The following is a 14,741-nucleotide window of genomic DNA, read 5'->3' as shown; positions in this document are numbered from 1 at the left end:
GGCTTCATCGTTCGACTTGCATGTGTTAAGCACGCCGCCAGCGTTCGTCCTGAGCCAGGATCAAACTCTCCGTGAATGTTTACCCGTAATCGGGTTCCCACTCGCGTTGAGCGGGACAGTCATGCCGGAATATGGCCGACCGTCCACTGCGTCCTCGCTGTTGTGGTTGCCTGCAAGCACCCGAAGGCCTCACAGGTCTTTTTCAAAGGAACCTCATCCACCGAAGTGGACGGGGTATCAACTTCTGGCGTTGATTTTTGGCACGCTGTTGAGTTCTCAAGGAACGGACGCTTCCTTTGTACTCACCCGCAGTATCACTACTGGGGCTTTCCTCCGGGCTTCGTTCTTCGTTTCCGACTCTATCAGACTCTTTCGTGTCCGATTCCCGGTCGAAGCGGGATCTCGCTTTTCGCTTTCCAGGTCTTCGCTTTCGCGTTTCCCTTTCCGGCGATTCCGACTCTATCAGAAGTTTTCCACCGGTTTTCCCGGCGTTCACGTCCTGAAAAGGAGTTGGCTGTGCCCCGTGCATGGAAATTGAATTCCTTGAGGGGGGCGAGAAAGACTTTAAACCATCGCTGCCGAACTTGTCCAGTTCGAGGCAACCGTTCGAATCTACCTCCCCGCTGGCACCGTGTCAACGGCGTTTGCGGGACGACGAGGAGACTAGCAGCTCAGCTGCCCGGTCCGCACATCAGGCGGCGGTCGGGAGGGTCGCGCTCTGGTCGGCGGCTTCGACGTCGCCGACCTCGCCCGCGCGAACGGCTCGGCCGCCGAGGACGTACACGTACAGCAGGAACAGCACCTCCACCACGACCCCGATGCCGATGCGGGCCCAGGTGGGCAGGCCGGAGGGGGTGACGAACCCTTCGAGCGTGCCCGCCACGAAGAGCACCGCGGCGAGGCCGATGGCCATGCCGAGGGCCGAGCGGCCCTGTTCGGCGAGGGCTTCGCGGCGGGTGCGGGGGCCCGGGTCGATGACCGTCCAGCCCAGGCGCAGGCCCGTACCGGCGGCGACGAAGACTGCGGTCAGTTCGAGCAGGCCGTGCGGAAGGATCAGGCCGAGGAAGACGTCGAGGCGGCCGGCCGAGGCCATCAGGCCGATGCCGATCCCGAGGTTGAGCATGTTCTGGAAGAGGATCCAGAGCACCGGGAGGCCGAGGAAGGCGCCGAAGACCAGGCAGATCGCGACGGCCTGGGCGTTGTTCGTCCAGACCTGGGCGGCGAAGGAGGCCGCGGGGTGGCTGGAGTAGTACGTCTCGTACTGCCCGCCGGGGCGGGTCATCTCCCGCAGGTCCTGCGGCGCCCCGATGGTGGCCTGCACCTCGGGGTGGACTGCTATCCACCAGCCGATGAGCGCGGCCAGCGCCGTCGACAGCACCGCGGTGGGTATCCACCAGCGGCGGCTGCGGTAGACGGCGGCCGGGAATCCGGCGGTGAAGAAGCGGGTGACGTCGCGCCAACCGGCCCGGCGGGCGCCGGTCACCGTCGCGCGGGCGCGGGCGACGAGCTGGGTGAGGCGGCCCGTCAGCATCGGGTCGGGCGCGCTCGACTGGATCAGGGAGAGGTGGGTCGAGGTCCGCTGGTAGAGCGCGACGAGCTCGTCGACCTCGGCCCCGGTGAGGCGGCGGCCGCGGCGCAGGAGCACCTCCAGGCGGTCCCACTCCGCGCGGTGCGCGGCCACGAAGACGTCGAGATCCATCCGGTTGCCGCTCCCCTGCCCCAGGTTCCCTGTTCCTACTGTGGTCAGCTTGGCAGACTTGATGAACAAGGGGCGGGGCAGGTCACGTGAAGGGTGTGCGTCGGTGAGCGATCTGGTGACGGGGGACGCGGTCGTCCTGGGACTGAGGCCTGCGAGGCTGCCGAGCCGGGGAGTGGCGTTCGTCCTCGACCTGATCGTGTACTTCGTCGGCTATCAGGTGATCAACATCGGCTTGATCTTCGCGATCGGCTCGCTGGACAGCGCCGCCTTCGCGGCGGTCATGGTCGGGAGCTTCCTGCTCTTCATGGTCGGCGCGCCGATCGCGGTGGAGACGCTGAGCCACGGGCGTTCGCTCGGGAAGCTCGCCTTCGGGCTGCGGGTGGTGCGCGACGACGGCGGGCCGATCCGCTTCCGGCACGCGCTGGTGCGCGGTGCGATGGGCGCGGTGGAGCTGCTGGGCACCTCGGGGATCGTGGCCTGCATCGCTTCGCTGGTGTCGGAGCGGGGCCGACGGCTCGGTGACGTCTTCGCGGGGACGCTGGTGGTCCGCGAGCGGGTGCCGGGGGCCCGGGTGGTGCCGGTGCCGCCTCCGCCGCCGGGGCTGGCCGGGCGGTTCACCGGGCTGGACCTGTCGGGCGTGCCGGACCCGCTGTGGCTGGCGATCCGCCAGTACCTGACCCGGATGGGACAGCTCGACCCGCAGGTGGGCGCGGCGATGGCGGTGCGGTTGGCCGACGACCTGGTGGCTCGTACGGGGACGCCGCCGCCCCCGGGGGTGCCGGCCGCGGCGTACCTGGCGGCCGTGGTGCACGAGCGGCAGTCGCGCGACGCGGCGCGGGCCTTCGGGGGTGCTGGTCCGGTGGCGTACGGGGCTCCCGCGTACGGGGGTCCCGGGTACGGGGCTCCGCAGCCGGTGGCTCCCGCGGGGGCGGTGGTGCCGGTGGCGCCCGCCGGGGTCGCTGCTCCGGTCGTGCCGCAGGTGCCGCGGGCCGGTGGATTCGCGCCGCCGGGGTAGGGGCCGGTTCCCGGCCCTCCCTCCGGGGGCGCCTCAAACGCCGGCGGGGCTGGGAGATGGGGCGCCTCGAACTCCCCCGGCTACCGCTGGGAGGTGCCCCCGGGCGGGGCTGGATTGCCCTCGGGGTCAGTCGTGGGGCGGGAAGGTCGAGGGTGGGGTCTCCAGGTGTTCCAGTTCGACGCCGGGGGCCGAGAGGACCACGTCGCCGGCCAGGTGGACCGTGTGCACCTCGCCGGTGTCCAGCGCGCTGATCCGGTAGGTGTCCACCAGGAGCGGGCCGCTGTCGGTGGCGTGTTCGGCGCGCTCGGTCAGCTGCCAGGCCTGGTCGACCGTGCGGGGCGCGAGCACCGGGTCGGTGAGGGCCACCAGGCGGACCCGGGTCGCCGGGTCGCCCGGCGCGAGGCGCAGCAGGCGGGCCGTGGAGACGAGGAAGGCCGGCGAGGTGCCGGTGAAGCCCGAGGCGCGGACGTTGCCCTCGGTGGCTTCGGCGCCGGTGGGGTCGGTGCGGACCCAGGTGACCCCGTCGATCGCGGCGCCCCGCACCTGCCAGCTGGAGGCGTTCAGCTCCATCCGGATCGGACGGCCCAGCTCGTCGACGGCCAGGTCGACGGAGCCCCGGTGGCCGCCTTCCGGGGTGGTGAGCTGGGCGACGTACCGCCAGCCGGAGGGCCCGGGCGCGCAGTGGAAGTGCTCCTCGCCGAGCGGGGTGTGGTCGTGCGTGTCGTGGAGCGAGTAGCGGCCGCGCGGCATGGCTCAACTTTCGGGCTGGGTACGGGTCAGGCCCCCGGGCGTATCGCTGCCGGGGGCCTGTCCGTCGTGCGGTGGTGGTGCCGTCGATCCGGAGGGATCAGTAGCGGTAGTGGTCCGGCTTGTACGGGCCGGCCACGTCCACGCCGATGTAGGAGGCCTGCTCCGGGCGCAGGGTGGTGAGCTTGACGCCGAGGGCGGCGAGGTGGAGGCGGGCGACCTTCTCGTCCAGGTGCTTGGGCAGCACGTAGACGCCGGTCGGGTACTCCTCGGGCTTGGTGAAGAGCTCGATCTGGGCCAGGGTCTGGTCCGCGAAGGAGTTCGACATCACGAAGGAGGGGTGACCGGTGGCGTTGCCGAGGTTCAGCAGACGACCCTCCGACAGCACGATCAGGACCTTGCCGTCGGCGAACTTCCAGGTGTGGACCTGCGGCTTGACCTCGTCCTTGACGATGCCCTCGATCTTCGCGAGACCGGCCATGTCGATCTCGTTGTCGAAGTGACCGATGTTGCCCACGATCGCCTGGTGCTTCATCTTGGCCATGTCGGCGGCCATGATGATGTCCTTGTTGCCCGTGGTCGTGATGAAGATGTCCGCCGTCTCGACCACGTCGTCCAGCGTCGCGACCTGGTACCCGTCCATCGCCGCCTGCAGCGCACAGATCGGGTCGATCTCCGTCACGATGACCCGGGCGCCCTGACCGCGCAGCGACTCGGCGCAGCCCTTGCCGACGTCGCCGTAGCCGAAGACGACCGCCGTCTTGCCACCGATGAGAACGTCGGTCGCGCGGTTGATGCCGTCGATCAGCGAGTGGCGGCAGCCGTACTTGTTGTCGAACTTCGACTTCGTCACCGCGTCGTTCACGTTGATCGCCGGGAAGAGCAGGTTGCCCTCCGACATCATTTCGTACAGGCGGTGGACACCGGTGGTGGTCTCCTCGGTGACGCCGCGGATCTCGGACGCGAGCTGCGTCCACTTCTGCGGGGCCTCGCCCAGGGTGCGGTTGAGCAGCGTGAGGATGTAGGCGTACTCCTCGGAGTCCGCCGTCGACGGGTCCGGGGCCGCGCCGGCCTTCTCGAACTCGACGCCCTTGTGGACGAGGAGGGTGGCGTCACCACCGTCGTCGAGGATCATGTTCGGGCCGCCGGTGGGGGTGTTCGGCCAGGTCAGCGCCTGCTCCGTGCACCACCAGTACTCCTCCAGGGTCTCGCCCTTCCAGGCGAAGACGGGGACGCCGGCCGGGGCCTCGGGGGTACCGGTCGGGCCGACCGCGATGGCGGCGGCGGCGTGGTCCTGGGTGGAGAAGATGTTGCAGGAGGCCCAGCGGACGTCGGCGCCGAGCGCGACGAGGGTCTCGATGAGCACGGCGGTCTGGACCGTCATGTGCAGGGAGCCGGTGATGCGGGCGCCGGCGAGCGGCTGGGCCGCGGCGTACTCGGCGCGGATCGACATCAGGCCGGGCATCTCGTGCTCGGCGAGGGTGATCTCCTTGCGGCCGAAGGCGGCGAGGGAGAGGTCGGCGACCTTGAAGTCCGTCAGGTGGGCAGTCATGCGTGCGCTCCTCGTGGTGGAGAGGTGGGTACGGCTGAGTCGTGCACCGACGGGTCGGCGCACCGAGCACAGTCCGTCGGAGGCCCTCTCTCCCCACGGCCGGTCACGAGGACCGCCCGACCGCCATCAGCGGCGACGCCTGACACTGCTGAAGAATCTACACCGATCGGCCGAGTGTGCCCCAGCTGGTCGCCGGAACCGGCCAGGGTCGGATTCAGGGCCGTTCGGCGGGTCGCGGAAGCGGCCAGGTCCCGGCTTCGGGCCGTCCGACGGAACTTTTTAGGGCCTTTTGGACTTTTGATCGGCCCCTTATCTGCGAGACGATGCCGGTGGATCGCCAGCATCCGCGCGGTCCACGGCGTGAGGAGACAGCAGTGACCAGTCCGGCAGGCCCTTCGGGCAATGGGGGCGCGAGCGGGCAGGAGCGCCTGAAGCTGCTCGCCGTGACCGCGTGCCCCACGGGGATCGCGCACACCTACATGGCCGCGGAGAAGCTCCAGCAGGCGGCCGAGCGCCTCGGCATCGACATGAAGGTGGAGACGCAGGGCTCCATCGGAGCCGAGAACGTGCTCACTGACAACGATGTCAGGCAGGCGGACGGCATCATCATCGCCGCCGACAAGGAGGTCGACCGCGAGCGCTTCATAGGCAAGCGCGTCCTGTCCGTCGGCGTCGCGGACGGCATCCACAAGCCCGAGGAACTCATCGAGCGCGTGCGGACCGCGCCGGTGCAGGAGGGCGCGGCGGCCGCGGCCGGTTCCGGCGGGGGCGGCGGCAAGGAGCGCAGCCTCGCCTACAAGGCGCTGATGAACGGCGTCTCCTACATGATCCCGTTCGTGGTGGTCGGCGGTCTGCTGATCGCGATCGCGCTGGCGCTGGGCGGCCACGCCACCGAGACGGGCTACGCCGTCACTCCGGGCACCTTCTGGGACCACATCTTCCAGATCGGCGTCCTGGGCTTCACCCTGATGATCCCGATCCTGTCCGGCTACATCGCCTATGCCATCGGTGACCGGCCCGCACTCGTGCCGGGCATGATCGGCGGCTTCATCGCGAACACCGGCTCGCTCTACGACTCCAAGGCGGGCGCGGGCTTCATCGGCGCCATCGTCACGGGCTTCCTGGCCGGCTTCCTGGTCCTGTGGATCAAGAAGGTCAAGGTTCCCAAGGTCGTCCAGCCGATCATGCCGATCATCGTGATCCCGATCATCGCCACGACGGCGCTGGGCCTCTTCTTCATCTACGTCATCGGCAAGCCGATCTCCTGGATCTTCGAGAACCTGACGAGCTGGCTGTCCGGGATGACCGGCACCAGCGCGATCCTGCTCGGCGCGCTGCTCGGCCTGATGATCGCCTTCGACATGGGCGGTCCGGTCAACAAGACGGCCTTCCTCTTCGGTACGGGCCTCATCGCCTCCGGCAACTACGCGGTCATGGGCATGTGCGCGGCCGCCATCCCGGTCATGCCGCTCGGCCAGGGCCTGGCCACGGTGCTGCGCCGCAAGCTGTACTCCGACCAGGAGCGCGACACCGGCATGGCGGCCCTCTTCATGGGCATGTTCGGCATCTCCGAAGGCGCCATCCCCTTCGCCGCGGCCCGCCCCGCCATCGTCATCCCCGCGAACATGCTCGGCGGCGCCGTCGCCGGTGCCATCGCGGGCGTCGCCGGAGTCGGCGACCACGTCCCCCACGGCGGCCCCGTCGTCGCCGCCCTCGGCGCGATCAGCGGCTGGGTCTGGTTCCTCATCGCCATCGCGGCCGGCACGGTGGTCACCGCGCTCACCACGAACGCGCTGATCGAGCTCAAGGCGCGCAAGCAGAACGGCGGCGCGGCCGTCTCCGGCGGCGGCGCGCTCGCCCCCGAGCCGGCCCTCGCGGGGGTCGGAGCGGGCGCGGGCGCCGCCGCGGCCGTACGGACTGCCCCCGCGGGCGCGGCGGGCGTCGCCGCTCCCGCCACGGCGGACGGGAAGGCCGAGGTGCTCTCCGGTTACCTGACCGAACAGACGGTGAAGACCGAGCTGGCGGCGGACGGCAAGGAGGCCGCGATCCGCGAGATGGCGGCGATGCTGGCCACCACCGGCAACGTCCGGGACACCGAGGAGCTGGTGCGGGTCGCGCTGGCCCGCGAGGCGCAGGGCACCACGGGGCTCGGCGAGTCGATCGCCATCCCGCACGCCAAGACGGATGCGGTCAGCCGCCCCACCGTCGGCTTCGCCCGGTCCGCCGAGGGCATCGAGTGGGGCGCCCTGGACGGTACGAAGGCCCAGCTGGTCTTCATGATCTCCGTACCGGAGGCCGCCGCCGGGGACGAGCACCTGCGGATCCTCGCGCTGCTCTCGCGCAAGCTCATGGACTCCGACTTCCGGGCCCGGCTCCAGTCGGCGCCGGACGAGGCGGCCATCCTCGACGTGCTGCGCGAGATCCGCTAGGGCCGGACCCCTCCCTCCTCGCGTCCCCCGGGCCCCGTACCGCCACCTCGGCGGTACGGGGCCCGCGCGCGCTGCGTACGCTTCCCCGCGCACGGAACGCACAGGGAGGGCACGCACGATGGAACGGACACGGCGCAGGCCGGGACGCAGGCTCGGGATCTGGGCGGTGGCGCTGATGGGGTTGGGGGCGCTGCTGGCCGTCGGGGTCGGGTGGGGCGGCGGGCTGCTGATCGACGAGGAGTACGACCTGCGCTCCGTGCCCGGCTCCTCGATGGATCCCGCCCACCCGAGCGGCAGCCAGGTGTGGATCGAACGGATCGCCACGCGTGACGTGCGGCGCGGGGAGGTCGCGCTGATCGCGCCGCCCGCGTCGTGGGGGACGGACGGGGACCTGCTCGCGCGCGTGGTGGCGGTGGGCGGGGACCGGATCTCCTGGGCCGAGGGCGATGCCGCGGTGACCCTGAACGGGAAGCCGCTCGCCGAGCCGTACCTGAAGGACCGGGCCCGGCCCGCGGTGTTCCCCTTCGACGTGACCGTGCCCGAGGGCCGGATGTTCGTCATGGGCGACAACCGCGTCGACGCGGCGGATTCGCGCGTACGGGCCGCGGACGACGGCGGGACCCTGCGGATGTCGGCGGTGTGGGGGGTCGCGGTCGGGCCCCCGGTGGGGCTGCTGGTGGCCGGGGTGCTGGCCGTGTTGGGCGTGCCGGTCTTCCTGGTCGGTGGCGGGCTCGGGATCGCGTCGCTGGTGGTGAGGCGGCGGGCGGCGAAGCGGGCGGACTCCCCGGCGCCCGTCGCGGTCTGACCCCGCGGCCCGAGCCGTACGTACGCGCGAAGGCCCCCCGCACCGACCGGTGCGGGGGGCCTTCGTCCGTACGGTCGCCGCGGGGCGTCAGTGGCCGTCGGGGCCGCCGGGGGTGGCCGCCGGGTTGGCGCCCATGGCCGCCGCCTCCGCGTTGTAGATGTCGGGCTCCAGGTAGATCACGCGGGCGATCGGGACGGCCGCGCGGATGCGCTCCTCGGCCGCGTTGATGGCGTTCGCGACCTCGGTGGCGGTGTCGTCGTGCTGCACCGCGATCTTGGCCGCGACCAGCAGTTCCTCCGGGCCGAGGTGCAGCGTGCGCATGTGGATGACGCCGGTGACGGTGTCCCCGTCGACGACCGCGGCCTTGATCTTCTCGACCTCGTCGGCGCCCGCGGCCTCGCCCAGCAGCAGGGACTTGGTCTCGGCGGCCAGGATGATCGCGATCGCGATGAGCAGGACGCCGATGCACAGGGTGCCGATGCCGTCCCAGACGCCGTCGCCGGTGGCCAGGGCGATGCCGACGCCGCCGAGGGCGAGGACGAGACCGATCAGCGCGCCGAAGTCCTCCAGGAGGACGACGGGCAGCTCGGGGGCCTTGGCCCGCTTGATGAACTGGCCCCACGACAGCGAGCCGCGGATCTCGTTCGACTCCTTGATCGCGGTGCGGAAGGAGAAGGACTCGGCGACGATCGCGAAGACCAGGACGCCGACCGGCCAGTACCAGTGCTCGATCGCGTGCGGTTCCTTGATCTTCTCGATGCCCTCGTAGATGGCGAACATGCCACCGACGGTGAAGAGCACGATGGAGACGAGGAACGCGTAGATGTAGCGCTCGCGGCCGTAGCCGAAGGGGTGTTGCGGGGTCGCCTCGCGCTGGGCCTTCTTGCCCCCGAGGAGGAGCAGGCCCTGGTTCCCGGAGTCGGCCAGCGAGTGGACGCTTTCCGCGAGCATCGAGGACGAGCCGCTGAAGAGGAACGCCACGAACTTGGCTACAGCGATGGCGAGGTTGGCGGCGAGTGCCGCCACGATCGCCTTGGTACCGCCCGACGCGCTCATGGTGTGGTGACTTCCCTTCATCGGTACGGCGGCCCTGGCCGGGGCGCCGTGCTACGGCCGCACATTGTTGCAGCAGCCGTGACCACGGACGGTACGTCAGAGCACCACAGTGGCGCGGAAAACCGTACCGGTACCGGACAGGACGGGCTTTTCGCCTGCCGGGACGAAGACCGATCCGCCCGGGGCCAGGGCCAGTTCGCCGACGCTCGGGGCGCCCGCCGTGCAGAGCAGGATCTGCGGGGCGCCGTCCGGGAGGGTGCGCGCGGCCCCGCCGGGGGCGAGGACGAAGCGCGAGAGCCGGAACTCGTCGATGGGGGTCGCGTAGACCTCCTCGCCGTCGCCGTCGTCCTCGGGGCGCAGCACGCCCGGGTCGCCGGACTCGAAGCGGACGACCTTCAGCAGCTCGGGCACGTCCACGTGCTTGGGGGTGAGTCCGGCGCGCAGCACGTTGTCGGAGTTGGCGAGGAGTTCCACGCCGAGCCCGTCGAGGTAGGCGTGCGGGACCCCGGCGCCGAGGAACACGGCTTCGCCGGGCTGGAGCCGGAAGTGGTTCAGCAGCATGGCCGCGATCACCCCGGGGTCGCCCGGGAAGTGGTGGACGAGCGCGGCGTAGGGCGCGTACGGGCCCCCCAGCCGGGCGGCGGCGGCCGCGGCCTCGGTCACGGTACGGGCCATCTCGGCGCGGTCCGCGGTCAGGACGGCGGTGAGCACCTCGCGCAGCGCCGCCTCCTCGGGGTGGGCGCGCAGCAGGTCGACGTACGGCTCGAGGCTGTCCACCCGCAGGCCCGCGAGCAGGTCGGCGGCCTCGCGCGGCGGGCGGAAGCCGCACAGCCCGTCGAAGGGGGTGAGGGCGCAGAGCATCTCGGGCTTGTGGTTGGCGTCCTTGTAGTTGCGGTGTCCCGCGTCGATCGGGACGCCGCGGCGCTCCTCGTCGGCGAAGCCCTCCCGCGCCTGGGTCAGGTCGGGGTGGACCTGGAGGGAGAGCGGGGCGCCGGCCGCGAGGAGCTTGAGGAGGAAGGGCAGCCGCGGCCCGAACTTGGCGACGGCGGCGGCTCCCAGCTCGCCCTCGGGGTCGGCGTCGATGACCTCGGACAGGGTCGTCCCGCCCGTGGCTCGGTCGAGCCGGGAGGGGGCGCCGGGGTGGGCGCCCATCCACATCTCGGCCTGGGGCTCGCCGGTGGGCTCGGTGCCGAGCAGCGCCGGGATGGCGGTGGCCGAGCCCCAGGCGTAGGGGCGGATCGTGTTCGTGAGGCGGTCCATCGGTCTTCGTCTTCCTGGGTGGAGGGCGGGGCACAGGTGCGTGCCCTCAGGTACGTCCCCTGGTGGCCAGCGCGAGGTAGGCGGTGGCGAAGTCCGTGACGGCGAGGAGTTCGGCGAGCTGTTCGAGGTCGCCGCCCTCCTCCGGTTCGATCTCGCTGATGGCCGTGTCGTGGCTGTGGGCGAGTTCGCGTGCGGCGGGCGCGGCGGAGAGTCCGCCGGTGGGCCGGTCACGCAGCAGGACGACCCGGGCGTGCAGAGCCTGCGGCTCCTCGACCCGGTCACGGAAGAAATCGTCGGGGTCGGCGCCCGCGGCGAGGGTGCCGGCGAGCAGGACCCCGTGGGCGGGCAGCGCCTCGGGCAGTTCGGCGGCCAGCGCGGGCCGCCCCGCCAGTTCGGCGAGGGTGGCGGCGAAGCGGCGGCCGGCCGGGCCGGCGGCGGCGCCCTCGCTCCAGATCAGGGCGAGGGAGTCGGCGAGCTCGGAGGCGAGGGTCTTGGCGGGGTTGCCGTAGGTCGCGATCGCGGGTCCGCAGCGTTCGGCGGTGCGGTCGAGGCGGTCGGCGACCAGCTGGAGGGTGGCGGGGGCGGCGGTGACCAGGCCGAGCTTGTCGAGGAGGACGAGCAGCGGGGTCAGCAGGGCCCACAGGGCTCCGGGGCCGGCGGCGGCGCTCTCGTCGTACTCCTGGTACGGCGCCTTGGCCATCGGTACGAAGAGCCCGTGCGCGCCGAGGACGGCCTCGCTGAGCGGGGAGCGCTCGGGGGCCACGGCGACGATGGTGCAGCCGCGCCGGTAGGACTGTTCGACGAGGGCTTCGAGGCCGGGCTCGGTGCCGTCGGTGGTGGTCAGGAGCAGCAGGTCCACCGGTCCGGCCCAGCCGGGCAGGGTCCAGCGCATGGCTCCGGCGGCGGGGGCCACGCCCGCCGGGTGCAGTCGGGTGACCGGGGCCACGGCGCCCGCGAGGGCGGCGATCAGGTCGGCGACGCCGGTGGCGGCGGTGCCGGGGCCCGCGACCATGACGGCGCGCGGGCGCCCGTCGGGGCGCAGGTCGTCCAGCCCGGCCTCGGCCGCGTGCCGGACCGCGGTGCGGACCCGGGCTCCGGCGTCGGCGGCGCCGCGGAGCAGCCCGCCGCGGTCCGCGCGGGCCAGCTCCTCGGGTGCGTCGAGGAGCGAGTCGTCGAGCATGTCGGGCCTCCGGTCGTCGTCAGGGGCGTCTCGGGCCCAACGTAGCGCCCGGAGGGAGCGCGGGGTGCGGATTGCCGATCACCGCGCTCCGGACGCGACGGGTCACCGGATCAGGCCGGGCGGCGGGCCTCGTCGACGAGGAGGACGGGGATGCCGTCGCGCACGGGGTACGCGAGGCCGCAGTCCTGACCGGTGCAGATCAGCTCGGGAGCGTCCTCGTCGGCCGACCGGTCACGCAGCGGGGCGTGGCAGGCGGGGCAGGCGAGGATCTCCAGAAGGCCGGCTTCGAGCGGCATGGGGCGTCCCTTCGAACATGCGGATTGGGCCAGGTCAGCGTACCGCCGGGCCGCGACTCGCGCGGCCCGGCGGTGGGTGGTGCGGGGTGGTGCGGGGCGGCACTCAGGCGCGCACGAGCGCCAGCACCTCGTCGCGCACCTTGTGCAGGGTCGCGGTGTCGCGGGCCTCCACGTTCAGGCGCAGCAGCGGCTCGGTGTTGGAGGGGCGCAGGTTGAACCACCAGTCGGCGCCGGTCACGGTGAGGCCGTCGAGCTCGTCGGTGCTGACGCCGTCCTGGCCGGCGTAAGCCGCCTTGACGGCGGCCATCCGGCCGCTCTGGTCGGCGACGGTGGAGTTGATCTCGCCGGAGCCCTGGTAGCGGTCGTAGGCGGCGACCAGCTCGGAGAGCGGGCCGTCCTGGCCGCCGAGGGCCGCGAGGACGTGGAGCGCGGCGAGCATGCCGGTGTCCGCGTTCCAGAAGTCCTTGAAGTAGTAGTGCGCCGAGTGCTCGCCGCCGAAGATGGCGCCGGACTTGGCCATCTCCTCCTTGATGAAGGAGTGGCCGACGCGGGTGCGGACGGGGGTGCCGCCGTGCTCGCGGACGACCTCGGGGACGGACCAGGAGGTGATCAGGTTGTGGATCACGACGCCGGTGCCGCCGTTGCGGGCCAGCTCGCGGGCCGCGACGAGGGCGGTGATCGCGGAGGGGGAGACGCCCTCGCCGCGCTCGTCGACGACGAAGCAGCGGTCGGCGTCGCCGTCGAAGGCGAGGCCGAGGTCGGCGCCCTCGGCGAGGACGCGGGCCTGGAGGTCGACGATGTTCTTCGGGTCGAGGGGGTTGGCCTCGTGGTTCGGGAAGGTGCCGTCGAGCTCGAAGTACATGGGTACGAGCTCCAGCGGGAGCCCGTCGAAGACGGTGGGGACGGTGTGGCCGCCCATGCCGTTGCCCGCGTCGACGACGACCTTCAGGGGGCGGATCGAGGTGAGGTCGACCAGGCCCTTGAGGTGTTCGGCGTACCCGGCGAGGGTGTCGCGCTCGGTGATGGTGCCCGCGGCGACCGGGGCGGTCTCGGGGGCGCCCTCCTCGGACCACTTCTCGACCAGTTCGCGGATCTGCGCGAGGCCGGTGTCCTGGCCCACGGGGGCGGCGCCCGCACGGCACAGCTTGATGCCGTTGTACTGGGCGGGGTTGTGCGAGGCGGTGAACATGGCGCCCGGCAGGTCGAGCAGGCCGGAGGCGTAGTAGAGCTGGTCCGTCGAGCAGAGCCCGATCAGGGTGACGTCGACTCCGCGGGCCGCGGCGCCGCGGGCGAAGGCGCCCGACAGGCCCGGCGAGGAGGGACGCATGTCGTGGCCGATGACGATCGCCGAGGCGTTCGTGACCTCTACGAACGCCGCGCCGAAGAGCTCTGCCAAGCGCTCGTCCCACTCGTCCGGGACGACGCCCCGGACGTCGTACGCCTTGACGATGTTCGAAAGATCAGCAGCCACTGCCTGCCCTCCTGAGGGTTCTGTGCGGGGCACCAAACCTACCCTGGCCGCCGGGCATCTCTTCCGACGATCGGGTTAAGGGCGGGGGGCGCGGCGGGTTCAGGACTCCGGGGAGCGCAGGACCCGCAGGTGGCCGCGCCGGGTCGGGCCGTTGGCCTGACCCGGGGTGGCGGAGGGGTTGGTTCCGCCGGAGCCGCCGCTCTGGGGGCCGCCGCCCTGGGAGCCGTTGGGCCGTTCGGTGCGCTCGTGCGGGCGGGCCGCCTCGCGCACGGCGTTGGCCAGGGCTTCGAGGTCGTCCCCGCTGGGCCGGGAGGGCGCGCCGGCGTCCGCCAGCCGCACGACGTCCCAGCCGCGGGGCGCGGTGAGGCGCTCCGAGTGCTCGGCGCACAGGTCGTAGCAGTGGGGTTCGGCGTAGGTGGCGAGCGGGCCGAGGACTGCGGTCGAATCGGCGTAGACGTACGTCAGTGTCGCGACGGCAGGGCGGCCGCACGCGGTGCGAGAACAGCGACGTACAAGGCTCACGACGTTGGACGGTACCGCACTCTTGACCGGGCCGCGACGACTCCCCCACGGCCGGGTGCCGTGTCGTCACCCGATCCCCGGCCGGGGGTCGTTGCGGGCCGCCCCCGGCGCGGCGTCGAGGGCTACCCTGCGAGGGTGATGGACACCCCTCTGACTCCCCCTGCCGATGGACCTCCCCAGGAACCGCGCGCGCGCAGGCGCGACCGGCACGGACGGGGGATGCGCGGACCGCTCGCTCCCCCGCAGGTGCCGTTGGCCGCCAGTCGGGCGGAGCTGTTCGGGGATCTCGTACGGGACTCGGTGGAGCGGTTGGAGCGGCGCTGGCCGCAGCTGGCCGAGGTGGAGTTCATGGTGGGCGAGGTCCCGGCGCCGCCCGGCGGGCCGGACGGCGGCTGGAACGACGAGGCGGTCCCGCTGGGCGGGACGGTCGCGCCCGACGGGGGGCGGGCCGCGCGGATCGTGGTCTACCGGCGGCCCGTGGAGATCCGGGCGAAGTCGCGGGACGAGCGGGCGGTGCTCGTGCACGAGATCGTGGTGGAGCAGGTCGCGGAGTTGCTCGGGCTCACGCCCGAGACGGTGGATCCGCGTTACGGGCAGGAGTAGCAGGGGCGGCGGCCGCGGGGTGGGGCGGTCGGGCCGGGGGCGGGCACGAGTGTCTCCTCGGCTCGCGGGCTCGGGGCGTCGGAGCAGGGGGCCCGTGGGGACCGCT

13 protein-coding genes and 1 rRNA gene are annotated in these 14,741 nt (G+C 72.1%); 4 read left to right on the top strand and 10 right to left on the bottom strand.

From position 1 onward, the window contains the following. Both ACFWAR_RS09170 and ACFWAR_RS09165 read right to left on the bottom strand, forming a co-directional pair. A 16S ribosomal RNA gene (locus tag ACFWAR_RS09170) occupies positions 1-76 on the bottom strand; the annotation flags it as partial. Positions 77-691: 615 nt separating this feature from the next. Beyond that, positions 692-1,699, bottom strand: coding sequence for a stage II sporulation protein M (locus ACFWAR_RS09165; RefSeq protein WP_385774679.1), 1,008 nt, complete (start codon positions 1,697-1,699; stop codon positions 692-694). A 103-nt stretch (positions 1,700-1,802) separates the two neighbouring features. Here ACFWAR_RS09165 and ACFWAR_RS09160 point away from each other — a divergent pair, with 103 nt between their 5' ends. After that, a complete protein-coding gene (locus ACFWAR_RS09160) occupies positions 1,803-2,714 on the top strand; it encodes an RDD family protein (RefSeq protein WP_385774677.1) in 912 nt (303 codons plus the stop codon). 126 nt (positions 2,715-2,840) lie between these two features. Here ACFWAR_RS09160 and ACFWAR_RS09155 read toward each other — a convergent pair whose 3' ends face one another. Together ACFWAR_RS09155 and ahcY are read right to left on the bottom strand one after the other, a co-directional pair. Then, positions 2,841-3,464 carry a hypothetical protein gene (locus ACFWAR_RS09155; RefSeq protein ID WP_385774675.1) on the bottom strand — a complete coding sequence of 208 codons (624 nt, stop codon included), beginning with the start codon at positions 3,462-3,464 and terminating at the stop codon, positions 2,841-2,843. A 97-nt stretch (positions 3,465-3,561) separates the two neighbouring features. Next, on the bottom strand, positions 3,562-5,013 hold the full coding sequence (ahcY, locus tag ACFWAR_RS09150; RefSeq protein WP_385774673.1) for an adenosylhomocysteinase: 1,452 nt from the start codon (positions 5,011-5,013) through the stop codon (positions 3,562-3,564). Between the two features lie 374 nt (positions 5,014-5,387). On the opposite strand from ahcY, the gene ACFWAR_RS09145 reads away from it, so the two are divergent. Continuing rightward, on the top strand, positions 5,388-7,442 hold the full coding sequence (locus tag ACFWAR_RS09145; RefSeq protein WP_385774671.1) for a fructose-specific PTS transporter subunit EIIC: 2,055 nt from the start codon (positions 5,388-5,390) through the stop codon (positions 7,440-7,442). 118 nt (positions 7,443-7,560) lie between these two features. Beyond that, a complete protein-coding gene (gene lepB / locus ACFWAR_RS09140) occupies positions 7,561-8,247 on the top strand; it encodes a signal peptidase I (protein ID WP_385774669.1) in 687 nt (228 codons plus the stop codon). A gap of 87 nt (positions 8,248-8,334) precedes the next feature. On the opposite strand, the gene ACFWAR_RS09135 is transcribed toward lepB, so the two are convergent. From ACFWAR_RS09135 to ACFWAR_RS09110, 6 genes are all read right to left on the bottom strand, one after another. Beyond that, a complete protein-coding gene (locus ACFWAR_RS09135) occupies positions 8,335-9,303 on the bottom strand; it encodes a cation diffusion facilitator family transporter (RefSeq protein ID WP_385774667.1) in 969 nt (322 codons plus the stop codon). 96 nt (positions 9,304-9,399) lie between these two features. Next, the gene (gene manA, locus ACFWAR_RS09130; protein WP_385774665.1) at positions 9,400-10,563 is read right to left on the bottom strand and encodes a mannose-6-phosphate isomerase, class I; all 1,164 of its coding nucleotides are present in this window, start codon (positions 10,561-10,563) and stop codon (positions 9,400-9,402) included. Between the two features lie 46 nt (positions 10,564-10,609). Beyond that, a complete protein-coding gene (locus ACFWAR_RS09125; RefSeq protein ID WP_385774663.1) occupies positions 10,610-11,743 on the bottom strand; it encodes an SIS domain-containing protein in 1,134 nt (377 codons plus the stop codon). A gap of 110 nt (positions 11,744-11,853) precedes the next feature. Continuing rightward, positions 11,854-12,039, bottom strand: coding sequence for a Trm112 family protein (locus ACFWAR_RS09120; RefSeq protein WP_385774661.1), 186 nt, complete (start codon positions 12,037-12,039; stop codon positions 11,854-11,856). A gap of 103 nt (positions 12,040-12,142) precedes the next feature. Continuing rightward, positions 12,143-13,510 carry a phosphomannomutase/phosphoglucomutase gene (locus ACFWAR_RS09115; protein WP_385774660.1) on the bottom strand — a complete coding sequence of 456 codons (1,368 nt, stop codon included), beginning with the start codon at positions 13,508-13,510 and terminating at the stop codon, positions 12,143-12,145. Between the two features lie 99 nt (positions 13,511-13,609). Beyond that, complete coding sequence (locus ACFWAR_RS09110; protein WP_385774658.1) at positions 13,610-14,032, bottom strand: DUF3499 domain-containing protein; 423 nt, start codon at positions 14,030-14,032, stop codon at positions 13,610-13,612. Between the two features lie 138 nt (positions 14,033-14,170). Between ACFWAR_RS09110 and ACFWAR_RS09105 the strand changes: the two genes are divergently transcribed. Beyond that, positions 14,171-14,635, top strand: coding sequence for a metallopeptidase family protein (locus ACFWAR_RS09105; protein WP_385774707.1), 465 nt, complete (start codon positions 14,171-14,173; stop codon positions 14,633-14,635). Positions 14,636-14,741 lie beyond the last annotated feature (106 nt).

The organism is Streptomyces sp. NPDC059917 (assembly GCF_042730635.1).
In the GTDB taxonomy this organism is placed as follows: Bacteria; Actinomycetota; Actinomycetes; order Streptomycetales; family Streptomycetaceae; genus Streptomyces.
Note: the sequence above shows the minus strand (reverse complement) of the source record. Positions and strands in the feature narration are given on the sequence as shown.